This window comes from Kitasatospora purpeofusca (assembly GCF_000718025.1).
Lineage (GTDB): Bacteria > Actinomycetota > Actinomycetes > Streptomycetales > Streptomycetaceae > Kitasatospora > Kitasatospora purpeofusca.
This window is the reverse complement of the sequence record NZ_JODS01000002.1, coordinates 161,859-185,318: the sequence shown is the minus strand read 5'-3', so window position 1 is coordinate 185,318 and position 23,460 is coordinate 161,859. Positions and strand designations below refer to the sequence as shown.

Sequence of the window (23,460 nt, the reverse complement as noted above, 5' to 3'; positions counted from 1 at the left end):
CGCGCTCAGAGCTCGACCTCCGCTAGGGCCCCGGTCGCGACGTCGAACACGAAGCCGCGCACGGACCGGGTGTGCGGGATGAACGGGCTGGTCCGGATCCGCGCGGCCGACTGCCGGACGTCGGTCTCCAGGTCGGAGAACGCCTCCGCCGCCCACGGCGGCTTGACCCCGGTCTCCTTCCGGATGTCCTCGCGGAAGGCGTCGTCGCCGAAGGTGAGCATCCCGCAGTCGGTGTGGTGGACGAGGATGATCTCCTCGGTCCCGAGCAGTCGTTGGCTGATCGCCAGCGAACGGATGGCGTCGTCCGTGGCGACGCCGCCGGCGTTGCGGATCACGTGCGAGTCGCCCTCGTTGAGGCCGAGCGCGCCGTAGACGTTCAGCCTGGCGTCCATGCAGGCCAGCACGGCCGTGCGCCGGGCCGGCGGGAGCGGCAGCGGACCCTCGAAGGCCGCGGCGTAGTCGGAGTTGTTGCGCAGGTAGTGGTCGGTGGCGGTGTCGGTCATGGCGGACGGACGTCCCTTCGGTGCGGTCGGATCGTGGTCGTCCGGGGACGCGGGGACGCCTGGCGGTGCGCAGGGGTCGGCCGGTACGCCCGGGACGGCGCCGCGCGGGCGCGGACCGGCCTGCCCGGAGGCGGCGGACCGAACGCGGCGGCGGAGAACGACGGCCGTCCGGCGCGGCGCCGTCCGGTACGGCGGCGCGGCCCGACGGGCCGGGGATCGATCGATCGATCAGAAGGTGACCGGACAGCCGGTGGAGTGGATGCGGCCGAAGTCGATGTGACGACGGCGGACGAGCACGGTCATGCGGGCACCGTACCGCCCACCGCACCCACCCGCCGGGCGAATCCGGCATTCTCCACCGCCTCGGGTGACCGCGCGCGTTGTCCGGGACGGGCGGCCGCCCGGTGTGCCGGGGAAACCCCGGAGGGGACGCCGTCGAGGCCAGTACCGTGTCACATGTGACGCACTCGATTCTGTCCGGCGGCCGCGGGTGATCCGCGCGTTCCGGCCCGACACCGACTACCCCGCGCTGGCGGAGCTGCTCTCCGCCGACGGGGCCGGGCCGCCCGTCACCGCCGCCGAACTGCGCGGCCGGGACGCGGCGTTGCCCAACCTGGACCGGCTGGCCACCGACCGGCGGGGGCGGCTCACCGGGCACGGCCGGGTCCGGCTGGTCCAGCCCGGGCCCACCGGGGACCTGCTCGGCTACGCCACCGCCTGGCGCGCCCCCTGGACGCCGCCCGGCGACCTCGCCTCGCTCGTCGTCAGCGCCCCGGGGCGCGCCCCGGCCTGGCTGCTGCCGCTCTACGACGGGCTGGAGCGCTGGGGCCGTGAGGCCGGAGCCGGGCGGCTGCTCGGCGAACTCCCGGACGGGCACGACGGGTCGGCGACGGCGGGGCGGGACCCGACCGCCGACCTGACCGGGCTGCTGCTCGGCCGCGGCTACCGGGTGGACGCCCATGTCCGGTCGGCGAGCGCCCCGTTGGGCCCGCACCTGCCCGCCCCGCAGCCGCCGCCCGGCCTGTACCTGGACACCCTCGCCACCACCCTCGCGCCCGAGCCCGAGCAGCAGCTCCACCACCTCTACCGCGAGACGCTCCGCGACAACCCCGGATTCGCCGACGCCCTGCCGGAGTTCGACGACTGGCGGGCCGAGGTCCTGGCCGGTCCCGGCGGCCGCCCCGACTGGGTGTTCACGGCCGAGTGCACCGGGCGGATCGTCGGCGCCACCGTGGTGCACGGGACGGACGACCCGACGGCCTGCCACGTCCACTACACGGCGGTGCTGCGGGCCTGGCGCGGACGCGGGCTCGCCCGGGCGCTCAAGCTGCACGCGGCGCGGCACCTGCTCGGGCACGGGGTGCGGACCGCGCACACCGAGGTCGAGGCCGGCAACGTGCCGATGGTCGCGGTGAACGCCGCCCTCGGGTACCGGTGGGGCGCCGGGCACCGGCGGCTGGTCAAGGAGCTCTGAACCCGGGCGCGAACGGCCGGAAACGGCCGGAAACGGCCGCAGGACGGCACCCCGGGCGGGGTGCCGTCCTGCGAGTGCCACGAGGTGCTCAGTCCATCGGCGGCGGCCCCGGGGCCTCCTTCGGCAGCCGGGCCGCGACCAGGGCGCCGAGCGCGACCGCGCCCGCCGTGGCCAGCAGCGCGACCCGGTAGGGCCCGGGTTCGGCGCTGTGCGTGCCGTCCTCGGCCAGCGCGCCGATCAGGGCCGCGGCGCCGGCGATGCCGAACGCGCCGCCCAGCGTGCGGACGATGGTGAACAGACCCATCGCCCGGCCCATCGCGGGCCCCGGCACGTCCGCGAAGCCCGCGATCTGCACCGTCAGCACGGCGGTGCCCAGGATCAGGCCGACGCCGAACATCAGGGCCCGGACGGCCCAGGCGTTCTCGCCCACACCCGGCAGGGCGAGGGCGGCCAGCACCAGGGCCGCGAGCAGCAGGGCCGGCAGCGCGAGCCGGCGCGGGCCGAGCCTCGGCAGCAGCCGGTCGACCACCTGGGAGGCGGCCATCAGGCCGATCGCCTCCGGGAACACGCTCAGGCCCGCGTCCAGCGCCGAGGCGCCGAGCGCCGCCTGGTGGAGCAGCGGGAACGCGAACAGCGCGCCCATCAGCCCGGCGGCGGTCAGCAGGGCCAGCCAGCTCGCCGCGCCGAAGGTCCGGTCGGCGAGCAGCCGCAGGTCCACCAGCGGCTCCTCGGCCCGCAGCTGGTGCCGGACGGCGAGGACGAGCAGCACCGCGCCGAGGACCCCGGACAGGCCCACCGCCGGGGAGGTCCAGCCGTGCGCGGGGCCGAAGCCGAGCGCGTAGGTGAGCAGGCCCAGGCCCGGGGTGGCGAGCAGGAAGCCGGTGGTGTCGAAGCGCCCGGCCGGCGGCTCCTCCTGGTCGCGCAGGGCGAACACGCCGGTCAGCACGGCCGCCACGCCGATCGGCACATTGACCAGGAACAGCCAGTGCCAGGACAGGTGCTCGGTCAGGAAGCCGCCGAGCGGCGGGCCGAGCGCGGGCATCAGGGCGGTCGGCACGATCAGCACCTTGCCGAGGCCGGCCCGCTCGTGCGGCTCGAAGGCCCGGAACAGCAGGGTCATGCCGACCGGAGTGAGCAGGCCGCCGGCCACGCCCTGGGCGGCCCGGGCGGCGGTGAGCGCGCCGAGGCCGGGGGCGGCCGCGCACAGGGCGCTGGCCAGGGTGAACACCGCGAGCGAGCCGAGGAAGACCCGCCGGACCCCGAACCGGTCGCCGAGCCAGCCGGCCGCCGGGAGGCCGACGGCGAGGCCGACCAGGAAGGCGGTCTCCACCGCGTTGGCGGCGGAGACCGGGCGGCCGAAGTCGCCGGCGATGGTGAACAGGGCCGGGTTGACGATCGTCGAGTCCAGGCCGTTCATGCACATCGCGGCCGTGTACACGAGCACCACGGCGAGGCGCCCCGCGAACAGGGGGCGGGCCGGGGCGCCGCCCCCGGCCCCGGCGGGGGTGCCGGGACCGGGGGCGGGCTTGGCGTCCGTGTCCGTCATCGGGCCGGGCTCAGCTCGGTCCAGTGCGCGGTGATCCAGTCCAGCGCGGCGGCGCGCTCGCACGGCCCGTGGGCGACGGTCCAGCCGGCCGGGACGGCGGCGAAGTCCGGCCAGAGCGAGTGCTGGCCCTGGTCGTTGACGAGCGCGAGGAACTCGCCGTCGCCGTCGAAGGGGTTGGCGGGGGCGTCACTCATGGGGTGGGTTCTCCTGATGCTTTCGGAGCGGGTTGCGGGTTCGGACCGGGCCGTCGGTTCGGACGGCGCCGGGTTCAGCGGCCGGCGTCGAGGGCGGTGAGGTGCTCGGCGACGACGCCCGCGATGTGCGCGATCGGCTCCGGCAGCGTCATGTCCTTGTGCGAGCAGGCGACATCGGTGTTGTCGATCCGCCCGGCCACGTACGGGGTCCACAGCTCGGGCACCAGGGTGTCGTCGATGGTGTCGACGACGGCGCGGAAGAACAGCACGTCGCCGGTGAGGCGGCGGTGGTCGTACTCGCGCACCAGCTGGTTGATGTGCAGGTAGATCCGGTTCAGCGCCTCGACGGTGGCGTCGTCGAGACCGGCCAGCGGGCTGCCCTCGCGGCGCAGCACCTCGGTGACGTGGGCGAGTTCCAGCGGGCGGCCGTCGAGGTCCTCGGGGCCGAAGCCGCCCATGGTGAGCAGCGCCTCCAGGGCCTCGGCCTGGTCCGGCACCGGCAGGTCGCGGAAGCCCTCGGCCGGGTAGGCGTCGAGGACGGCCAGCAGTTCGACGACGCAGCCGAGTTCCTCCAGCCGGGCGGCCATGGCGTGGGCGATGATGCCGCCGGTGGACCAGCCGAGCAGCCGGTAGGGGCCCTCGGGCTGGACCTCGCGGAGCCGGTCGACGTAGTGCGCGGCGAGGTCCTCCATGGTGGCGGGCAGCGGCTCGCCGGCGGTGGCGGCGCCGACGCCCTGGGCCTGGAGGCCGTAGATCGGCACGTCCGCCGGGATGTTGCGGATCAGTCCGGTGTAGCACCAGCTGAGGCCGCCGGCCGGGTGGACGGCGAAGAGCGGGTTGCGGCGGCCGGGGGCGACGGGCCGCAGCGGCAGCAGGACGTCGAGCGCGTCGGCGCCGGGGGTGTCCGCGGACAGCGCGGTGTCGAGCGCGGCGACGGTCGGCGCCTGGAACAGGGTGCCGATGCCGACCTCCAGGCCGAGCACGGCCCGGATCCGCCCGGCGAGCCGGACGACCAACAGGGAGTGGCCGCCGAGGGCGAAGAAGTCGTCCTCGACGCCGACCGCCGGCACTCCCAGGACCTCGGCGAACAGTTCGCAGAGCTGCTGTTCGCGCGGGTTGCGGGGCGGGCGGCCGGCCCCGGCGGCGGGGGCGTCGGGGGCGGGCAGGGCGCGCCGGTCGAGCTTGCCGTTGGCGGTGAGCGGCAGCCGGTCGAGCAGGACGACGGCGGACGGCACCATGTGGACGGGCAGGTCGGCGGCGGTGCGGGTGCGCAGTTCCTCGCCGGTGACCGGGTCGGCGCCGGGCGCGAGGACGGCGTAGCCGACCAGCCGCTTGTCGCCGGGCACGTCCTCGCGGACGGTCACGGCGGCGTCGGCGACCGCCGGGTGAGCGGCCAGGACGGCCTCGATCTCGCCGAGTTCGATCCGGAAGCCGCGGATCTTCACCTGCTGGTCGGCCCGGCCGAAGTACTCCAGGACGCCGTCGGCGCGGCGGCGGGCGAGGTCGCCGGAGCGGTACATCCGGGTGCCGCGCTCGCCGAACAGTTCGGCGTAGGGGTCGGCGACGAAGCGCTCGGAGCTGAGGGCCGGGCGGCCGAGGTAGCCCCGGGCCAGGCCGGCGCCGGCCACGTACATCTCGCCGGTGACGCCGGGCGGGACGGGCTGCAGGTACTGGTCGAGCACGTAGATCCGCAGGTCGGGGATGTTGACGCCGATGGTGCTGCTGCTGCCGGCGGCGGCGCTCGCCCGGTCCAGGGCGATGTAGGAGACGTGCACGGTGGTCTCGGTGATGCCGTACATGTTGACCAGGGTGGGCGCGTCGTCGGCGTGCCGCTCGTACCAGTCGTCGAGGCGGCCGAGTTCGAGTGCCTCGCCGCCGAACACCACGTAGCGCAGGGCGAGTTCGGTGCCGGGCCGTTCCCGGTCGGCGGCGCTGAGCTGGTAGAAGGCGGACGGCGTCTGGTTGAGGACGGTCACCCGCTCGCGGGCGAGCAGGTCGAGGAAGGCTGCCGGGTCGCGGCTGACCAGGTGCGGGACGACGACGAGCCGGCCGCCGTGGAGCAGGGCGCCCCAGAGCTCCCAGACCGAGAAGTCGAAGGCGTAGGAGTGGAACAGCGTCCACACGTCCTCGGCGCCGAAGCCGAACCAGTGGTCGGTGGCGGAGAACAGCCGGACCACGTTGTGGTGGGTGACCGGTACGCCCTTGGGGCGGCCGGTGGAGCCGGAGGTGTAGATGACGTAGGCGGTGTCCTCGGCGGTGAGCGGCCGGGTGCGCTCGTGCTGGGCCAGCGGGACGGCCGGGTGGGTGTCCGCCTCGCCGCCGTCGACCAGGATCTGCGGCACCCGGTGCTCGGGCATCCGGGGCGCGGTCGCGGTGTCGGTGAGCAGCGCGGCGGGCGCGGCGTCGGCGAGCATGTAGGCGAGCCGGTCGGCCGGGTACTCGGGGTCGAGCGGCAGGTAGGCGGCGCCGGACTTGGCGACCGCGAGCAGGGCGGTGACCAGGTCGAGGGAGCGCGGCAGGGCGAGGGCGACGATGGTGCCGGGGCCGATGCCGCGGGCGGCCAGCAGCCGGGCCAGCCGGTCGGCGCGGGCGGCGAGTTCGGTGTAGCCGAGGGTCTCGCCGTCGCAGCTGACGGCGGTGGCCTCCGGGTCGGCGAGGGCGGCGGCCTCGAACAGCTCGGGCAGGGTGGCGCCGGGCTCCGAGCGGACGGGGGTGCCGTTCCACTCGACCAGGGCGCGGTGGTGCTCCTCGGCGCCGATCAGCGGGAGCCGGCCGATCGTGGTGTCGGGCGCGGTGGCGGCGGCGGTGAGCAGTCGGGCCAGGCGCTCGGCGAGGGCGCGCACGGTGGCCTCGTCGAAGAGGTCGGTGCGGTACTCCAGGAAGCCGGCTATGCCGCCCTCGCGCAGTTCGCCCGCGTTGAGGGTGAGGTCGAACTTGGCGGTGCCGGAGGGGATCGCGGCGACGGTGGCGGTGAGGCCGCCGCCGAGCGCGAAGGCCCGGTCGGGGACGGACTGCCAGGCCAGCATGACCTGGAACAGCGGGTGCCGGGCGAGCGAGCGGCGCGGGTTGAGCTCCTCGACCAGGCGGTCGAAGGGCAGGTCGGCGTGGTCGTGGGCGCCGAGGACGGCGGTGCGGGTGCGGCCGAGCAGTTCGCGGAAGGTCGGGTCGCCGGACGTGTCGGTGCGCAGGACGACGGAGTTGACGAAGTAGCCGACCAGGGCGGCGGTCTCGTCGGAGTCGCGGCCGGCGACGGGGGTGCCGACGGGGATGTCGGTGCCGCAGCCGTGCCGGGTGAGCAGCGCGGCCAGGCCGGCCTGGACGGCGGTGAAGACGCTGGTGCCGGTGGTGCGGGCGAGCGCGGCCAGCGCGGTGTGGGCGTCGGCGTCGAGGCGGAACGGCACGGTGGCGCCCCGGTGGGAGGCGACGGCGGGCCGGGGGCGGTCGGTGGGCAGATCGAGCTGGTCGGGCAGGCCGGCCAGGGTCTTGCGCCAGTGGTCGAGCTGGCGGACGGCGAGGGCGCTGGGCGCCTCTCCGGTGCCGAGGAGCTTCGCCTGCCAGTCCACGTGGTCGGCGAACTGCACGGTCAGCGGCGGCAGTTCGGGGGCGCGCCCGGCGAGGCGGGCGGTGTGGGCGGCGGCCAGGTCGCGGGCCAGCGGGGTGGTGGAGGCGCCGTCGCCGGCGATGTGGTGGAGCAGCAGCAGGAGGGTGTGGGTGCCGTCCTGGTGGGCGAACAGGCTGGCCCGCAGCGGCGGTTCGGTGCCGAGGTCGAAGGCGTGGCGGACGGCGTCGGTGATCTCGCCGGTGCCGGTGTGGAGTTCGACCGGGGCGGGCGGCAGGATCCGCTGGTAGGGCTCGCCGTCGGCGGACTCGCCGTAGACGGTGCGCAGGGTCTCGTGGCGGGCGACGAGGTCGCCGACGGCGAGCGCGAGGGCGTCGCGGTCCAGCGGGCCGGTGAGGGTGAGGGCGAGCGGGATGTTGTAGGTGGGGCTGGGGCCCTCCAGCCGGTAGTGGAACCAGAGGCCGCGCTGGGCCGGGGAGAGCGGCAGCCGCTCAGCGCGCTCGACCGGCACCAGGGCGGGGCGGGGTTCGGGGGCGGAGCGCTCGCGCAGCAGGGCGGCGAGGGCGGCCGGGGTGGGGTGGCGGAAGACGTCGGCGAAGCCGACGGCCACGCCGAGGGCCTCGCGCAGCCGGGCGGCGAGGCGGCCGGCCAGCAGCGAGTGGCCTCCGAGGTCGAAGAACCCGGCGTCGCGGGAGAGCGGTCCGGCCAGGTCGAGGAGGTCGGCGAACAGCCCGCAGATGATCTCCTCCTGCGGGGTGGCGGGCGCGGCGCCCGCCTCGGCCGCGTCGGACTCGGGCTCGGGCAGGGCGCGGTGGTCGAGCTTGTCGTTGCCGGTGCGCGGCAGGTCGTCGAGCACGAGCACGGCGGCGGGCACCATGTGCTCGGGCAGCCGGGCGGCGAGGCCCGAGCGCAGCGCGGCCGGGTCGAGCACGGCGCCGGCGGCGGGCACGGCGTAGCCGAGCAGCCGCTTGCCGCTGGGGCCGGTGCGGGCGATCACCACGGCCCGGTCGACGCCGGGGAGTTCGCCGAGCACGGCGGCGATCTCGCCGGGCTCGATCCGGAAGCCGCGGATCTTCACCTGGTCGTCGGCGCGGCCGAGGAACTCCAGCGTTCCCTCGGGGCGGCGGCGAACGAGGTCGCCGGTGCGGTACATCCGGCTGCCGGGCGGGCCGAAGGGGTCGGCGAGGAAGCGTTCGGCGGTGAGGTCGGGGCGGCCGAGGTAGCCGAGGGCGAGGCAGGCGCCGGCCACGTAGAGCTCGCCGGCGGCGCCGTCGGGGGCGGGGCGCAGCGAGCCGTCGAGCACGTAGGCGCGCGAGCCGCGGACGACCTTGCCGACCGGGGCGCCGTCCGGACCGGGGGTCCAGGTGTAGGCGTCGACGGTGGTCTCGGTGGGGCCGTAGAGGTTGACGGGGCGCAGGCCGTCGACGGCGGTGAGGCGGCGCCAGAGCGGCTCGGGGGTGGCCTCGCCGCCGACCGCGACCACGGCGGGGCGGTGGGCGTCCTCGGCGAGCAGGCCCTCGGCGATCAGCACGTCCAGGTAGGACGGGGTGACGTCGAGGTAGTCGATCCGCTCGGCGCGGACGTGGCCGACGAGGGCGGCCGGGTCGCGGTAGGTCCCGTCGTCGAGCAGGTGGAGCTCGTGGCCGTGGAGCATCCACAGCACCGGGTCCCAGGAGGCGTCGAAGGCGAAGGAGGCGCTGTGGGCGATCCGCAGCCGCTGGCGGCCGGTGCGGGCGAGGGCGGGGGTGATGTGGTCCTCGTCGTGGCCGGCGGCGAGGTTGGCGAGCGAGGCGTGGGTGACCACGACGCCCTTGGGGCGGCCGGTGGAGCCGGAGGTGTGCAGCAGGTAGGCGGTGTGCGCCGGGTCGGGGGCGGGCAGCGGTCCGGCGGGCAGCGCGGCGAGTTCGGCGCGGACGGCGGGGTCGTCGAGGGCGACGGCGGGGCGGTCGGCGGCGCCGGGGAGCGCGGCGAGGGCCTCGGCGGTGCCGACGGCGCACACCGGGCGGGTGTCGTCGAGGATGTCGGCGGTCCGCCGGCGGGGGTGGGTGAGGTCCAGGGAGAGGCAGGCGCCGCCGGCCTTGAGCACGGCGAACATCGCGACCAGGGTGTCGGCGCCGCGCGGCATGGCGAGGGCGACGGGGGTGCCGGCGCGGACGCCGAGGTCGGTGAGGCGGTGCGCGAGGCGGCTGCTGGCGGCGTCGAGCTCGGCGAAGGTGAGGGTGGTGCCGCCGCTGCGCAGGGCGACCGCGTCCGGGGTGCGGGCGGCCTGTCCGGCGAGCAGTTCGGGCACGGTGCGGGTGGCGGGCGGCTCGGTGCGGCCGGCGGTGGCGCGGCGCAGCGCGTCCTGGTCGAGCAGGTCGATCCGGGCGATCGGGGTGTGCGGGGCGTCGAGCAGCAGGGTGGCGAGGCCGTCGAGGTAGCGCAGCAGGCCGTCGCGGTGGGCGGCGAGGGCGTCGGCGCCGTACTGGTCGGGGTGGGCCTCCAGGCCGATCCGCAGGGCGCCGTCGGGGCCGGGCGAGACGGCGAGGGCGAGGTCGTCGACGGGGCCGGCGGCGAGGTTGCGGACGGTGCCGGGCAGGCCGGCGAGGTCGAGGTCGCGCTCGAAGGCCTTGATGTTGACCATCGGTCCGAACAGGGCGCGGCGGGTGCCGGTGAGTCCGAGGTCGCGGCGCAGGTCCTCCAGCGGGTAGCGCTGGTGGCGGCGGACGTCGCGGACCTCCAGGACGACCCGGCGCAGCAGTTCGGCGGCGGTGTCGCGGGGGTGGACGGCGAGGCGCAGCGGCAGCACGTTGGCGGTGGCGACGGGGGTGCGCAGCGCGGCGGGCCCGCGGCGGTTGGCGAGCGGCAGGCCGAGCACGACGTCCTCGGTGCCGGCGAGGCGGTGCAGGTAGCCGGCGGTGGCGGCGACGACGAGTTCGGCCCAGGTGGCGCGGGCGGCCTTGGCGGCGGCCTCCAGCCGGGGCAGGGTGCCGGCGGGGAGGGAGGTGGCCAGCCGGGGCAGTCCGGCGGGGCCGGCGGGGGTGCCCCCGGGGAGGGTGGCGGGGGCGTCGGCTCCGGCCAGGCGGTCGCGCCAGTAGGCGCGGTCGGCGGCGTGCTCGGGGCCGGCGCGGTAGGCGGCCTCCTCGGCGGCGACCTCGGCGGGGGTGGCGAAGGTGCGGTCGGTGGGGCGGGTGCCGGCGGTGAGCGAGGTGTAGAGCTCGGCGACCCGGCCGGTGAGCAGGGTGAGCGCGTAGGCGTCGACGGCGAGGTGGTGGACGCGCTGGTACCACCAGTGGCGGTCCTCGGCGAGGCGGATCAGGGCCTGGGTGAAGAGCGGGCCCTCGGTGAGGTCGACGGGGCGGGCCAGGTCGGCGCGCATCCAGGCTTCGGCGGCGGCCTCCGGGTCGGCCTCGGCGCGCAGGTCGAGGTGGTGCAGGGTCCAGGGACGGCCGGGGGTGAGCCGCTGACGGGGCGCCGGGTCGGTGTCCTCGCCGCTGTCGGGTCCGTCGGCGGCGGCGGAGTCCGGGGTGACGACGACGGCGGAGAGCGCGTCGGCCTCGTCGACGGTGCGGCGCAGGGCGCTCTCGAACAGTCCGGCGTCGAGCGGGCCGGTGATCTCGACGGCGTCGCCGGTGTTGTAGACCGGGCTGTCGGGGTCGAGCGCCTGGGCGTACCAGATCGCCGCCTGGGTGGCGAGCAGCGGTACGTCGGCTGCGGCGGGGACGGCGACGGGGTCGGACGCGGCCTGGTGGCGACGCATGGTTCTGAAAGCTCCTCGGGTCCGGCGGACGGCACGCCAATTACCTGGTTAGGTTAGCCTAAGCTATCTGCATATTGTCTGGTCAACAGCCTGCCGCTGGGCAGGCCCTGACAGCCCCGGAGGCGCCGATGTCCCCCTTGAACGCGAGCGTGCCCGCGCCCGGTCCGGCGGTCGCCGCCGGACCGGCCGACCCCACGTCGAAGGAGGCCGTGCGCGAGCGCGTCCTCGCCCACCGGGACGAGCTGCTGGCGCTCAGCCGCCGCATCCACGCCCACCCGGAGGTCGCGTTCGAGGAGCACCGGGCCGCCGAGTGGTGCGCCGAACTGCTGCGCGGGCACGGCTACTCCGTCGAACCCGGCACCGGCGGCCTGCCCACCGCGTTCAGCGCGAGCACCGGCAGCGGACCGGTCACCGTCGCGATCGTCTGCGAGTACGACGCCCTGCCCGGCCTCGGCCACGCCTGCGGCCACAACCTCATCGCCGCCGCCGGTCTCGGCGCCGCGCTCGGCCTCGCCCCCCACGCCGACCGGCTCGGACTCACCGTCCGAGTGATCGGCGCACCGGCCGAGGAGCGCGGCGCCGGAAAGGCGCTGCTGCTGGACGCCGGCGCCTTCGACGGCGTGGACGCCGCGATGATGGTCCACCCCTGCCCGGTGGAGGTCGCCGACTTCCACTCCTTCGCGCTCGGCACCCTGTCCGTCCGCTTCACCGGGCGCGCCGCCCACCCCAGCCTCAACCCGCACGAGGGCCGCAACGCCGCCGACGCCCTCACCGTCGCCCAGGTCGCGCTCGGGCTGCTGCGGCAGCAACTGCCGCCGCAGTGGCGGGTGCACGGCATCACCACGGCCGCCGGCACGGCGCCCAACCTCATCCCCGACAGCGCCACCGCCGAGTACGAGATCCGGACCTCCGCCGCCGAGGACCTCGCGGCGCTGCGCGAGCGGGTCGAGGACTGCTTCCGGGCCGGCGCGCTGGCCACCGGGTGCGAGGTCGAGCTGACCCGGCCGGAGCCGGACTACCTGGACTTCCGCAGCGACACCGGACTGCTCGCGCTGTGGCGGGCCAACGCGGCGGCGGCGGGCCGCCCGGAGCCGGTCGAGAGCGGGCCGTTCGCCTGCACCGACATGGGCAACGTCTCGCACGCCGTCCCCTCCATCCACCCGGTCCTGGACATCACCGGCGGCTCCTGCGGCCCGCACGAGGCCGCGTTCGTCGAGGCCGCCGTCTCGCCGGAGGCGGACCGGGCGATCCTGGAGGGCGCGGTCGCGCTGGCGTGGACGGCGGCCGACTTCGCGGCGGCGCCGCGGCGGTGACGCGCGGCCGAGGACGGGCGGCGGCCGACGGACTCGGAGGTCCGTCGGCCGCTGTCCGTCGGGTCCGTCAGCCGCGCTCCGGGACCAGGTGCACCGGCCCCGGCTCGGGCAGCAGCTCGCCGAGCACCGCCGGCGCCGCACGCAGCGCGGTCACCCCGGCCTCCCGGACCAGCTCCCCGACCTCGCCCGGCCGGTCCGGGTCGGCCAGCACCAGCGCCGCCCCGGTCCGCAGCGGCCACAGGAACTCCCACAGCGGCAGCCCCAGTTGCAGCACCCGGTCGCCCGGGCCCAGCCCGTACGCGGACTGCAGCTCACGCACCCGGCGGTCCACCTCGGCATGGGTGGTCCACACCCCGGCCGGACGCCCGCCCGGCCCGTACGCCCGGCACAGCGGATGCTGCGGGGTCAGCGCCCGCGGCGGGTCGGTGTCCGCCCGCCCGGCCAGCTCGGCGGGGCTCGGCCGCTCCGCGTCCGGCACCCCCTCCCCCAGCACGCACACCGGCGCCGCGTCGGCCAGCAGCCAGGACAGCCGCCCCGGGGCGTCGTCCGGGTCCAGCGCCAGGTACGCCGCACCCGACTTGGCCACCGCCAGCAGCGCCGGCACCAGGTCGGCCGGGCGGGTCAGCGCGAGGCCGACGACCGTGCCGGGGCGGGCGCCCCGGTCCGCCAGGCAGCGGGCCATCCGGTTGGCTGCGGCGTTCAACTCGCCGTAGCCCACCGGCGCCGCGCCGGCCGGCAGCAGGGCCGGGGCGTCCGGCGTCCGCGCCGCCTGGGCCTCGATCGGCCCGACCACCGTGGTGGCCGGCCACCGCTCCGTCCGCGGCGGCCTCGCCACCGCCGTGCCGGACTCCATCAGGACGCGCCCAGCAGTTCGGCCCAGGCCTCGACGGCCGGACGCTCGGCCAGCTGGAGGAACGCCACCTCGGCGCCCTCGGCCCGCCAGCGCTCGGCCAGCGCCATCAGCCGCACCGAGTCCAGGCCCCAGTCGGCCAGGTTCTCGTCCAGCGGGATGTCCGCCGGGTCCTCGCCGAGCAGGTCGGCGACCTCGGCCCGGATTCGCTCCACGGTGAAGGCCATGGCTGTCACTTCCCTTCCAGGACGGCGTCGGTACCGGTGACGACGCCGCAGCGCCCGGCCACCCAGCTGAGCGCGGCACGGTGCTCGTCCGCGCCGAAGTCGGCGACCGCGTCGGCCACCACGAAGGCCCGGATGTCCCGCATCCAGGCGTCGCAGGCGGTCGCCTGCACCCCGATGTGCGCGTACACGCCGGTGATCACCAGCTCGTCGCGGCCCTGCTCGCGCAGCAGCTCGTCCAGGTCGGTCCGGACGAAGGCGCTGTACTTCCACTTGGTGAGCAGCCGGTCGCCCTCGGCCGGGGCGACCTCGTCCACGATCGCCGCCGCCCGCGGGTCGTCCGGGATCCCCGGGCCCCAGAAGTCCTGCTGCAGACCGCGCTGTTCGGCGCTCTGCCCGCCCGGCTGCGCCGAGTAGACGACGGGCACGCCGTGCTCGGCGGCCCAGGCGCGCAGCCGGTTGATGTTGGCGAGCAGCTCGGTGACCGGGGAGGCCGAGGTGTCGAAGGCGCCCATGAAGTGGTTCTGCAGGTCGTGCACCAGCAGCACGGCGCGGGACGGGTCGACCGTCCAGTCGACCCGGTTGGCCGGCAGCTCGGCGGCGGCGGGCATCGGATAGGAGGGGATGCGGGGCAGGCCCACGGCGGTGCGTCCTTAACGTTCGGGAGACTGGGAGGTCGGGAGGCGGGGACTCGGGGGTCGGGGCTCAGGAGGAGGTGAGGGAGGCCGCGATGGCGGCGCGCAGGTCCTTCTTGCTGACCTTGCCGATGCCGGTGGCGGGAAAGGCGTCGACGAACTCGACCCGGTCCGGCACCTTGAAGTCGGCCAGCCCGCGCTGCCGCACGAAGCGCTTCAGCTCCACGGACTTCGGCGGCTGCGCGCGGTGCTCCTCGCGCAGGACGACGTAGGCGCAGGTGCGCTCGCCGAGGTACGGGTCGGGCATCGAGACCACCGCCGCGTCGTGCACGGCCGGGTGGGCCAGCAGGTGGTTCTCGATCTCCTCGGCGGCGACCTTCTCGCCGCCCCGGTTGATCTGGTCCTTGGCCCGGCCCTCGACCACCAGGTGGCCGGTGCCGGTGCGGCGGACGAGGTCACCGGTGCGGTAGAAGCCGTCCGCGGTGAAGGAGGCGGCGTTGTGCTCGGGCGCGTTCCAGTAGCCGCGGATGGTGTACGGGCCGCGGGTGAGCAGGTGGCCGGTGGTGCCGTCGGGCAGGTCGCGGTCCTCGTCGTCGACCACCCGCACCTCGTCGTCCGGGGAGATCGGCCGGCCCTGGGTGGTGACGATCACCTCCTCCGGGTCGTCCAGCCGGGTGTAGTTGACCAGTCCCTCGGCCATCCCGAACACCTGCTGGAGGGTGCAGCCCAGCACCGGGCGCACCCGCCGGGCCGCCTCCTCGCTGAACTTGGCGCCGCCGACGAGCAGCACCTCCAGGCTCTCCAGACCGGCACTGCCCCCGGCCTCGCGGATCCGCTCGGCGGAGTCCAGCCAGAGCAGGGCCAGCGGCGGCACCAGGCCGGTGATGGTCACGCCCTCGCGCTCGATCAGCGGGAACGCCGTCTCCGGGCTCGGCTGCGGGCAGAGCACCACCCGGCCGCCCGCGTACAGCGTGCCGAGCGAACCCGGCGAGCTGAGCGGGAAGTTGTGCGCGGCGGGCAGGACCACGAGGTAGACGCTGTTCTCGTCCTGGCCGCAGAGCTCGACCGAGCCGCGCAGCGAGTAGATGTAGTCGTCGTGGGTGCGCGGGATGAGCTTGGGCACCCCGGTGCTGCCCCCGGACAGCTGGAGGAAGGCGACGTCCCCGGGCTGCGGCTCCTCACCGGGCGCGCCGGCCGCATCGGCCGGGTCGACCGGGACCTCGGCCAGCGGAGTGTGCTCCCCGGCGTCCCCGCCCACCACCAGGACGTGCCGCAGCGAGGGCGTCTCAGCCTTCACCCGGCTCGCCAGTTCACGGTGGTCGAAGCCGCCCTCGACGGCCGGGACCACGTAGCCGACCGCGCCGGTGAAGGCGCAGAAGTAGGAGATCTCGGTGTAGCGGTGCGCGGGCAGCGCGAAGACCGGCAGCGCGCCGACCCGGAACAGCCCGAAGACCAGCTCGAAGAACTCGGCGGTGTTGGGGAGCTGGACCACCACCCGGTCGCCCCGGCGGATGCCCCGGGCGCGCAGTCCGGCGGCCATCCGGTCGGCCCGCAGGTCGAGTTCGGCGTACGTCCAGCGGCGGGTGGGGTCCTCGCCGCTGCCGCCGGTCGGGTCGACGATCGCGATCCGGTCGGGGTGGGCGGCCGCGCGCTCGCGCAGCATCGAGCCGAAGGTCTCGCCGCGCCAGTGGCCGTCGGCCCGGTAGCGGGCGGCGAACTCGTCCGGGTACGGGGCGAATCCGGCCAGCACCTCGGCCATCGGGTGGTGCGGATCGGTCACGGCGGAGGCTCCCGGGGCGGTCGGGCCGGTCACGGCGGAGGCTCCCGGGGCGGTCGGGTCGGTCACTGCGGAGGCTCCCGGAGTGGTCGGGCCGGTCACTGCGGCACCCCGGCGGCGTCCAGGAAGGTGCGGAACTTGGCGCTGGTCTCGGCGAGTTCGGACTCCGGCCGGGACTCGGCGACCACACCGGCACCGGCGAACACCCGCAGCGTGCGCTCGTCGGCCTCGGCGCAGCGCAGGGTGACCACCCACTCGCCGTCGCCGTCCGCGTCGCCCCAGCCGACCATGCCCGTGTACAGGCCGCGGTCGAAGGGCTCAATGCCGCGGATCGCCTCGCGGGCGAGCGGGGTCGGGCTGCCGCAGACCGCCGGGGTCGGGTGCATGGCGACGGCCAGCTCCAGGGCGGAGACGGCCGGGTCGATCAGCTCGCCGGTGATGGTGGTGGCCAGGTGCCACATCGCGGCGGTGCGCACCAGGGTGGGGCGCTCCGGCACGACCAGGTCGCGGCAGTACGGCGCGAGCGCGGCATGGATCGCGTCCACGACGAAGGCGTGCTCCTGGAGGTCCTTGGGCGACTCCAGCAGCGCGGCGGCGCGGCGGACGTCCTCGCCGAGGTCGGCGCTGCGCGGCACCGAGCCGGCCAGCGGGTTGGCGACGACGGCCGTGCCGCTGCGCGAGAGCAGCAGTTCGGGGCTGGCGCCGATGAGGGTGCGGCCGCCGCCGGCCGGAACGGCGAAGGTGTAGCCGCCGGGGTCGCGGCGGCCGAGGCGCTGGAGGATCGCGGGCAGGTCGAGCGGGCGGTCGGCGTGCAGCTCCAGGGTCCGGGAGAGCACGACCTTGCTCAGCTCGCCGTCGGCCCGGAGCAGTTCCACGGCCTCGGCGACGCCGGCGCCGTACGCCTCGGGCGCGGGCACCGGGCGGACGTCCCAGTCGATCCGGTCGGCGGCCGGGGCGGGCAGCGCGATCAGCGGGTCGTCGCGCAGCGCGCCGCAGGTGCGGAGCGTCGCGGGGACGGCGAGCTCGGCCCGGCTGTCGTGGTCGAACGCCACCGCGCCCACCACCAGCGGGCGTTCGACGCCGTCCCGGCGGGCCCGGGCGAGGGTCTCGGCGACCCGGTCGACCAGCGGGCGCCCGTCCTGGGGCACCCGGGCGTGCACGCCCTCGGCGAGCAGCGTGCGGGTCGGGGAGGCGAAGAACGCCTCGTCGGCCGCGGCCCGATACCGGCCCAGCAGCCCGCTGGCCGCGCCGATGACGGTGTGGTCCGTCCCGGCGGGGGCGTGGTGCACCGTGGTCACCTGGAATCTCCCAGTCTGCGAGTGGTCGCCGGACGCTGCTCGTCGCGGCGGTCGGCGGTGGTCTGGTCCGGGGCCCGCCCCGGTGGGGGCGCGGTCCCGGTGGGGCGCCGGGCCCCGGTGCTGCTCGCCCCGGGGGCCCGGCCCCGCTGTGGGTGTCGGGGGCCGCGACGGACCGGGGCGGGGCCGTCGCGGAGTCGTGCTGGAGGGCGGGCCGGGTCCGGCCCGGGGCCCGCGCCGGGGCGTCAGGCCCGCAGGGTGGCGCCGCCGTCGACGTAGAGGTCGTGCATGGTGATGTGGCGGGCCCGGTCGGAGACCAGGAACGTCACCGCCTCGGCGATGTCGGCGGGTCGGGCGATCCGGCCGAGCGGGATGCCGACCCGGTAGCTGGTCGGGTCGCCGTCGATGACGCGCCGTTCGGCGGCCGCCGCGTCGTCCTGCCAGAGGCCGCGCTGCATCTCGGTGTCGGTGGAGCCGGGCGAGACGATGTTGCAGCGCACCCCGGAGCGGCCGAGTTCCAGACCCAGGCACCGGGTGTACATGGTGGCGGCCGCCTTGGAGGCCGCGTAGGCGGCCATCCCGGTGCGCGGGACGCCGGCCGCGTTGGAGCCGACGGTGACGATGGCGCCGCCGCCGCGCTCGGCCATCCGTCGGCCGAGCGCCCGGGTGGTGTGGAAGACTCCGGTGGTGTTGACCGCGAAGCTGTCCGCCCAGTCCTGGTCGGTGAGCTCCACCGCGGGGGCGACACGCAGGATTCCCGCGACGTTCACCAGGATGCCGATCGGGCCGAGTTGGCCTTCCATCAGCTCGACGGTGGATTCGACCGCCGCCGCGTCGGAGACGTCCAGCAGGTAGGGGTGGACGGGTCCGCCGGAGGCCGCACCACCGGGGGCGGTCCCGGCCGGACGGACCGACAGCTCGTCGGCGAGCTCGGCGAGCGGACCGGGATTGCGGTCGACCGCCGCGACGACGGCACCGGCGGCCACCAGCGCGCGCGTCACCGCCGCGCCTATCCCCTGTCCGGCGCCGGTGACCATCGCGACGGCGCCCGCGAGTTCGGACTGCTGCACTGAAAATCCCCTCCGACCAGCAACATTAGGCAAGCCTAACCTAACACAATTGTTCGGACTCTCCGAGGGGTCCCGCCGGTACGGACCGACCCTGCGGGGTCGTCAAGTGCGTTCGGCCGGAAGCGGGAAGCGCATCCGTCGACCGGGAGCCGGCCGGCGAGCGAATGTAGACGCAACGTTGCGTCCGGTGTAGCGTCGGGGCATTGAATCGAGACGCAACGTTGCGTCCATGTTCAGCTCCGAGGCGCGGGCCCCGACCGAAGGCCCCGACGCGCCCTCCTCCCACACCGTCACCCCCGAGGAGCACCCATGCCCTCCGCCCCGCCCCGGCGACCCGGCGGCCCGATCGCCCCGGCCGCCGTCGCCCTCGCGTTCTGGGTCACCATGGCCGGAACCACCGTCCCGACCCCGCTCTACCCGCTCTACCAGCACGCCTTCGGCTTCTCGACCTTCACCGTCACGGTGGTCTTCGCCGTCTACGCGCTCGGCGTCGTCGCCGGTCTGCTGACCCTCGGCCGGCTCTCCGACCGGATCGGCCGACGCCCCGTCGTGCTGGCCGCCCTGCTGCTGGCCGCGGCGGCCGCCACCCTGTTCGAACTCGCCGACTCGCTGCCCTGGCTGCTCGCCGCCCGGGTCCTCTCCGGCCTCGGCGCCGCCCTCGTCACCGGCGCCGCCACGGCCGCCCTGCTCGACCTCGCCCCGCCGGAGCGCCGGCTGCGCGCCCAGACCGTCGCGCTCGCCGCCAACATGGGCGGGCTGGCCAGCGGCACCCTGCTCGCCGGCGCCCTCGCCGAATGGGCCGACGCACCGCTGCGCCTGCCCTGGACGGTGACGCTCGTCCTCACCGGCGCCGCCCTGCTCGGACTGCTCGCCGTCCCCGAGACGGTGCCCGCCGAGGTTCGCCGCGCGGGCCGGACCGGCGGCTCCGCCCTTGGGGCCCGCGCCCGGTTCCGGATACCGCACGTCCCACCCGGCATCCGACCCGCGTTCCTGCGCGCCGCCCTCACCGGCGGCGCCGGATTCGCCGTCACCGGCGTGCTGACCGCCGTCAGCGGACTCTTCCTGGCCACCGTGCTCGGCCTGCACAACCACGCGCTCACCGGACTCGTGGTCGCCCTGGCCTTCCTCTCCACCGCCGTCGGACAGTTGCTCGTCCGCGTCCTGCCACCGGCCCGCGCCCTGCCGCTGGCCTGCGCCGGACTCGTCCTGGCCGCCGCGCTGGTGGCCGGCGCCCTGCTCGGCGGGACGCTGCCGCCGCTGCTGCTCGGCGCCTGCGTCAACGGCCTCGCCACCGGCACCGCGATCGGCACCGGACTCGGCACCGTCAACGGCGGCGTGGAGCCGCGCCGGCGCGGCGAGGCGGTGTCGGCGTTCTTCGCCGTGCTGTTCACGATGCTCTCGGTGCCGGTGATCGGGGTCGGCGTGCTCGTCCGGGCGACCGGGCTGCGCACCGCCGGGGTCACCTTCAGCGCGGCGGTCGCCGTACTGGCCCTCGCCGTCGCCGCCGGGCTGGTCCGCCGACCCCGGCACGGGGCATCGCCGGTGCCGGGGCCGGTGGCGGTGGCGGTGGCGGTGGCGACAGCGACGGCTGAACCGGCACCGGCCGCCCCGGCCGGGCAGGCGTGAGAGGATGGCCGCCACCGTCGTCAACAGCCAGCAGCCGCCCCCGGACAAGGACCACACCGCCATCGCCGCCCAGCCCCGCCCCGCCACCGGAAGCCGGTCCGGCGCGAGCCGCGCCACCGGTGACCGTGCCGTCGGCGGTCGTGCCGCCGGCGCCGCGCGCGCGGCCCGGGCGAGCGGGAGCGCGACGAAGAGCGACGCGGTCAAGGGCGAGGGGGCGACCACCGGCGGAAGCGGCCGGCGCAGCGAGGCCGCGCGGCTGGCGGTCCTGAACGCCACCGACGACCTCCTGGTCGAGGTGGGCTTCGAGGGCCTGACCATCGAGGGCATCGCGGCCGCCGCCGGGGTCGCCAAGCAGACCATCTACCGCTGGTGGAAGTCGAAGGTGGACATCCTCTTCGACAACCTCGTCCTGGACGCCGCCACCGGTCTCGCCTGGCCCGCAGAGTCCCCCGCCGACCCGGCCGACCTGCGCGCCTACATCCACCGGTTCGCGGACTTCCTCGGCGCCGCACCGGCCGGCAAGGTGCTGCAGGCGCTCCTGGGGCATGCCCAACTGGACGCCCGTACCGCCGAGTTGCTGCACGACGGCTTTCTGGACGCGCTGCGCGCCCGGGACGTCGAGCACACCCGCGCCTGCCTCGGGCGCACCGCCGACGGGAACGCCTCCGACGAGGCCGCCGTACTGCTGGACGCCCTGCTCGCCCCGCTCTACCACCGCGCCCTGGTGCTGCGCCGCCCGCTCGACCCCGCGTTCGTCGACGCGCTGCTCGACCAGCACCTGCCGGGCTGAGCCCCGCCCCTTCCCGCTCCACCCCTTCTTCCCGCTTCTCCCTTCCGCGCCGCACCGCGCCACCCGTGTCGATCTCCCCGGGCCCGCGCCGGCGCCACCCTCTTCCCTGGAGTCTCCGTGTTCCGTCGCCCCCGGCCGACCCACGACGTACGGGTCACCGCCGTCACCCCGCTCACCCCCGCCCTGCTCCGGCTCACCCTGGCCGGACCGACCCTGGACACCCTCGCTGTCGAACACGCCACCCAGTGGGTGAAGTTGGCAACCCCCGACGGGCACTCCCGGGCCTACACGATCCGGCACCACCGCCCCGCCGAGCGCGAGACGGACATCGACGTCGTGCTGCACGGCAACGGCCCGCTGTCCCGCTGGGCCGCGACCGCGCGCCCGGGCGACCCGGCCCGGATCGCCGGCCCGCGCGGCCGCCGGCCGTCCTTCGAGGGCGCCGGGCACGTCCTGCTCGCCGCCGACGAGAGCGCCCTTCCCGCCGCGCTCACCGTCCTGGAGGAGCTCCCGCCGACCGTACCGGTGACGCTCTTCGCCGAGGTCGGCGATGCCGCCGGGGCCACCCTGCCGCTGCCCGCCCGGGCCGGTCTGACCACCCACTGGCTGGTCCGCCCCCAGGGCCGTGCCAAGGGCCGGACCCTCACGGACACCCTGCTCGCGACCGACGTCCCGCCCGGCACCACGGCCTGGCTGGCCGGGGAGTCGCAGGCCGTGGCGACCGTCCGCCGCCATTTGCTCACCGACTGGGCGCTGCCCCGCGAACGCGTCCACGGCAAGGGCTACTGGAAGCTCGGCGAGGCGAACCACAAGGACTGACCGACCCCCAGTTCACATCCTGGCAGGTCTACTTGCTGCTCAGACTCGTTCCGCCGGCCGAGAGGCGGTGCGGGCCCAGGAAGTAGGACAGGGCCGCCAGCGAGGCGCCGTCCGCCACCTCGCCCGAGGTCAGCAGTCCGACCACCTGGCGCTCGGTCAGCCACTCCACCCGGCTCGCCTCGGACCGGTCGACCGGCCCGCCGGTCGGCGTCGCCCCGGTGGCGTGGAAGGCGTGGAAGTGCATGGTCGAGATCCCGGACATCGCGTCGAACTCCGTCAACGGCTCGACCGACCCCGGCCGCCAGCCGGTCTCCTCCTCGACCTCGCGCGCGGCCGCCGCAGCGGGCTTCTCGCCGGGTTCGACCCAGCCCGCGGGCAGTTCCCAGGCCCAGCGACCGGTGATGAACCGGTGGCGGTGGAGCATGAGGAAGCGGCCCTCGGCGTCGGTCACCACGGCGACGGCGCACTCCTTGGGCATCCGCAGCACATGGTGGTCGACCCGGCCGACGCCGGGGATGTCGACATCGTCCAGCCAGAGTTCCACCCACGGCGAGCCGTACACCTGGCGCCGCCCGTGCACCGTCCACTCGGTCACTGCCGCTCCCTCACTGCCGCGCTCCCACCACTGCTCCGTCGACGCTCAGCGCGAGGCGGTCGGGGCGGGCGCGGCACTCCGCGCGGCCGGGGCAGCGGGCGCGGACGTGCGCGCGGACGGGGAGGACGGCGAGCCGGACGCGGGCCCGGCGGCGGCCCCCGGGACGGGGGCGAGGCCGGTGCAGCCCCGGAGCCCGTCCCGCCGCTTGAGCGCGGCGGTCGCGGCGGCGCCGGTCTGCGGCACCGGCACGCCCTTGTCGTCGATGGTCGCCGGCGCGAACGCCTCGCCGAGCACCTTGCCGTTCGGGCCCAGGGTCAGGGTGGTGACGCCGGTCTCGTTGGAGTTGGCGTAGTTGGAGGTGCCGTACCAGAGGAAGTTGCCGAAGCCGTACCCGATGTAGGTGGAGCCGAGCATGCCCGAGCCGACCATGGTGTGCGCGTGCGTGCCGACCACGGCGGTGGCTCCCGCGGTCGCGAGCTTCTTGGCGATGGCGGTCTGGGCGGGGGTCGGACAGGCCTTGCCCTCGTCCCCCCAGTGCAGGTAGACCAGCACCACCGGTGCCTGCTTCTTCGCCTCCTCGACCGCCTTGACGACCGCGGCCTGGTCCAGCGCCGAGGCGATGCCGGGCTTGGTCGCCCCGGCGCGCCACTTCTGGTTGGTGAGGTCCTCGACCTGGCTGGCGGCGACCACCGCCACCTTCACCCCACGCACGGTGGTGACGTACGGGGCGTACGCCTCCTGGGAGTTGCGGCCGAAACCGACGATCGGGAGCGGCGAGGCGGCCTTGGCCGCGAGGGTGTCCGCGAGACCGTCGGCGCCGAAGTCGACGGCGTGGTTGTTGGCGAGCGAGACGACGTCGACGCCGGAGTCCTTGAGCGCCGTGAGCGCCTTCGGGGAGGTGCGGAAGGTGTAGGTCTTGGCCTCGGGCGCGCCGCGATCGGTGATCGCGGTCTCCAGGTTCAGGACGGAGAGGTCGGCGGCGGCGAGGCTCTTGGAGATCGGTCCGAGCGCCGTCTCGGGCGGCTGCACGGAGAGCCGCTCCTCGGTGCGGCCCTCGAAGTGGACGTCCCCGGCGAACGCCACCGTGATGCTGCCGTCCGGGCGGGGCGCCGCACTGTCGGAGGCGGCCTGGTCCCCGGCGGCGCCGGAACCGGCGGCGTCCGGCGAGGCCTTCGCGGCAGCGGCGGCGTCGGCGGCAGCCTTGGCGGAGCGGGAGGCCTTGACGGCGGCCGGGTCGGGGTCGTCCGGTCCGCAGGCGGCCACGGGTATCAGCCCCAGCAGCAGTGCGACGGCGGCCGCGGCACGGCGCATGTCTGTTCCCCCAAGGGTCGATCCGGAAGCGGTCAGCCTACGCCACTCCCCCGCGCCGCCTCCGCGCCACCGCCACAATCCGCGCCGGGCCGCCGGGTGGCGCGCGGAGTGGCAGCGTGGAGGTAGGGAGGCACGGCGGA

Annotated in this window: 17 protein-coding genes; 5 read left to right on the top strand and 12 right to left on the bottom strand. The window is 76.0% G+C overall.

Annotated elements, in window-relative coordinates; all coding sequences use genetic code 11:
- Window positions 1-5 precede the first annotated feature (5 nt).
- Window positions 6-503 carry a beta-class carbonic anhydrase gene (locus IF01_RS0103920; RefSeq protein ID WP_030391822.1) on the bottom strand — a complete coding sequence of 166 codons (498 nt, stop codon included), beginning with the start codon at window positions 501-503 and terminating at the stop codon, window positions 6-8.
- 490 nt (window positions 504-993) lie between these two features.
- Between IF01_RS0103920 and IF01_RS49200 the strand changes: the two genes are divergently transcribed.
- Complete coding sequence (locus tag IF01_RS49200) at window positions 994-1,977, top strand: GNAT family N-acetyltransferase (protein ID WP_030391821.1); 984 nt, start codon at window positions 994-996, stop codon at window positions 1,975-1,977.
- Between the two features lie 88 nt (window positions 1,978-2,065).
- On the opposite strand, the gene IF01_RS0103910 is transcribed toward IF01_RS49200, so the two are convergent.
- From IF01_RS0103910 to IF01_RS0103900, 3 genes are all read right to left on the bottom strand, one after another.
- Window positions 2,066-3,523 (bottom strand): DHA2 family efflux MFS transporter permease subunit, encoded by a 1,458-nt coding sequence (locus IF01_RS0103910; RefSeq protein WP_078879637.1) that lies wholly within the window; start codon window positions 3,521-3,523, stop codon window positions 2,066-2,068.
- Window positions 3,520-3,717, bottom strand: a complete 198-nt coding sequence (locus IF01_RS0103905; protein WP_030391819.1) for an MbtH family protein — start codon at window positions 3,715-3,717, stop codon at window positions 3,520-3,522. Before IF01_RS0103905 ends, IF01_RS0103910 begins: the two co-directional genes overlap by 4 nt.
- Before the next feature lie 74 nt (window positions 3,718-3,791).
- The gene (locus IF01_RS0103900) at window positions 3,792-11,015 is read right to left on the bottom strand and encodes a non-ribosomal peptide synthetase (RefSeq protein WP_051754891.1); all 7,224 of its coding nucleotides are present in this window, start codon (window positions 11,013-11,015) and stop codon (window positions 3,792-3,794) included.
- A gap of 128 nt (window positions 11,016-11,143) precedes the next feature.
- Between IF01_RS0103900 and IF01_RS0103895 the strand changes: the two genes are divergently transcribed.
- Window positions 11,144-12,328: an amidohydrolase gene (locus tag IF01_RS0103895; RefSeq protein ID WP_037778886.1), complete on the top strand. Its 1,185-nt coding sequence runs from the start codon at window positions 11,144-11,146 to the stop codon at window positions 12,326-12,328.
- A gap of 67 nt (window positions 12,329-12,395) precedes the next feature.
- On the opposite strand, the gene IF01_RS0103890 is transcribed toward IF01_RS0103895, so the two are convergent.
- From IF01_RS0103890 to IF01_RS0103865, 6 genes are all read right to left on the bottom strand, one after another.
- Window positions 12,396-13,181: an AMP-binding protein gene (locus IF01_RS0103890; protein ID WP_030391816.1), complete on the bottom strand. Its 786-nt coding sequence runs from the start codon at window positions 13,179-13,181 to the stop codon at window positions 12,396-12,398.
- On the bottom strand, window positions 13,181-13,405 hold the full coding sequence (locus IF01_RS0103885; protein ID WP_030391815.1) for a phosphopantetheine-binding protein: 225 nt from the start codon (window positions 13,403-13,405) through the stop codon (window positions 13,181-13,183). Before IF01_RS0103885 ends, IF01_RS0103890 begins: the two co-directional genes overlap by 1 nt.
- 5 nt (window positions 13,406-13,410) lie before the next feature.
- Window positions 13,411-14,043 (bottom strand): isochorismatase family protein, encoded by a 633-nt coding sequence (locus tag IF01_RS0103880; protein WP_030391814.1) that lies wholly within the window; start codon window positions 14,041-14,043, stop codon window positions 13,411-13,413.
- A gap of 64 nt (window positions 14,044-14,107) precedes the next feature.
- Window positions 14,108-15,796, bottom strand: a complete 1,689-nt coding sequence (locus IF01_RS0103875; RefSeq protein WP_030391813.1) for a (2,3-dihydroxybenzoyl)adenylate synthase — start codon at window positions 15,794-15,796, stop codon at window positions 14,108-14,110.
- A gap of 116 nt (window positions 15,797-15,912) precedes the next feature.
- Window positions 15,913-17,112 (bottom strand): isochorismate synthase DhbC, encoded by a 1,200-nt coding sequence (gene dhbC, locus IF01_RS0103870; RefSeq protein WP_030391812.1) that lies wholly within the window; start codon window positions 17,110-17,112, stop codon window positions 15,913-15,915.
- A 242-nt stretch (window positions 17,113-17,354) separates the two neighbouring features.
- On the bottom strand, window positions 17,355-18,212 hold the full coding sequence (locus IF01_RS0103865) for a 2,3-dihydro-2,3-dihydroxybenzoate dehydrogenase (RefSeq protein ID WP_030391811.1): 858 nt from the start codon (window positions 18,210-18,212) through the stop codon (window positions 17,355-17,357).
- Window positions 18,213-18,488: 276 nt separating this feature from the next.
- Between IF01_RS0103865 and IF01_RS0103860 the strand changes: the two genes are divergently transcribed.
- From IF01_RS0103860 to IF01_RS41260, 3 genes are all read left to right on the top strand, one after another.
- The gene (locus tag IF01_RS0103860; RefSeq protein WP_063764126.1) at window positions 18,489-19,805 is read left to right on the top strand and encodes an MFS transporter; all 1,317 of its coding nucleotides are present in this window, start codon (window positions 18,489-18,491) and stop codon (window positions 19,803-19,805) included.
- Window positions 19,806-19,809: 4 nt separating this feature from the next.
- Window positions 19,810-20,595, top strand: a complete 786-nt coding sequence (locus IF01_RS0103855; protein WP_078879636.1) for a TetR/AcrR family transcriptional regulator — start codon at window positions 19,810-19,812, stop codon at window positions 20,593-20,595.
- 117 nt (window positions 20,596-20,712) lie between these two features.
- Window positions 20,713-21,414: a siderophore-interacting protein gene (locus IF01_RS41260; RefSeq protein ID WP_051740154.1), complete on the top strand. Its 702-nt coding sequence runs from the start codon at window positions 20,713-20,715 to the stop codon at window positions 21,412-21,414.
- 28 nt (window positions 21,415-21,442) lie between these two features.
- On the opposite strand, the gene IF01_RS0103845 is transcribed toward IF01_RS41260, so the two are convergent.
- Together IF01_RS0103845 and IF01_RS0103840 are read right to left on the bottom strand one after the other, a co-directional pair.
- Window positions 21,443-22,009, bottom strand: a complete 567-nt coding sequence (locus IF01_RS0103845) for an NUDIX hydrolase (protein WP_051754890.1) — start codon at window positions 22,007-22,009, stop codon at window positions 21,443-21,445.
- Between the two features lie 45 nt (window positions 22,010-22,054).
- The gene (locus IF01_RS0103840; RefSeq protein ID WP_063764125.1) at window positions 22,055-23,320 is read right to left on the bottom strand and encodes a CapA family protein; all 1,266 of its coding nucleotides are present in this window, start codon (window positions 23,318-23,320) and stop codon (window positions 22,055-22,057) included.
- Window positions 23,321-23,460: the final 140 nt, after the last annotated feature.

Excerpts from the sequence above, each read along its gene's own strand:
- IF01_RS0103895 (WP_037778886.1), top strand. The coding sequence starts at position 11,144 with ATGTCCCCCTTGAACGCGAGCGTGCCCGCGCCCGGTCCGGCGGTCGCC.
- IF01_RS0103860 (WP_063764126.1), top strand. The coding sequence starts at position 18,489 with ATGCCCTCCGCCCCGCCCCGGCGACCCGGCGGCCCGATCGCCCCGGCC.
- IF01_RS0103910 (WP_078879637.1), bottom strand. The coding sequence starts at position 3,523 with ATGACGGACACGGACGCCAAGCCCGCCCCCGGTCCCGGCACCCCCGCC.
- IF01_RS0103905 (WP_030391819.1), bottom strand. The coding sequence starts at position 3,717 with ATGAGTGACGCCCCCGCCAACCCCTTCGACGGCGACGGCGAGTTCCTC.
- IF01_RS0103875 (WP_030391813.1), bottom strand. The coding sequence starts at position 15,796 with ATGGCCGAGGTGCTGGCCGGATTCGCCCCGTACCCGGACGAGTTCGCC.
- IF01_RS0103855 (WP_078879636.1), top strand. The coding sequence starts at position 19,810 with ATGGCCGCCACCGTCGTCAACAGCCAGCAGCCGCCCCCGGACAAGGAC.
- IF01_RS0103900 (WP_051754891.1), bottom strand. The coding sequence starts at position 11,015 with ATGCGTCGCCACCAGGCCGCGTCCGACCCCGTCGCCGTCCCCGCCGCA.
- IF01_RS0103890 (WP_030391816.1), bottom strand. The coding sequence starts at position 13,181 with ATGGAGTCCGGCACGGCGGTGGCGAGGCCGCCGCGGACGGAGCGGTGG.
- IF01_RS0103840 (WP_063764125.1), bottom strand. The coding sequence starts at position 23,320 with ATGCGCCGTGCCGCGGCCGCCGTCGCACTGCTGCTGGGGCTGATACCC.
- IF01_RS0103920 (WP_030391822.1), bottom strand. The coding sequence starts at position 503 with ATGACCGACACCGCCACCGACCACTACCTGCGCAACAACTCCGACTAC.
- IF01_RS0103885 (WP_030391815.1), bottom strand. The coding sequence starts at position 13,405 with ATGGCCTTCACCGTGGAGCGAATCCGGGCCGAGGTCGCCGACCTGCTC.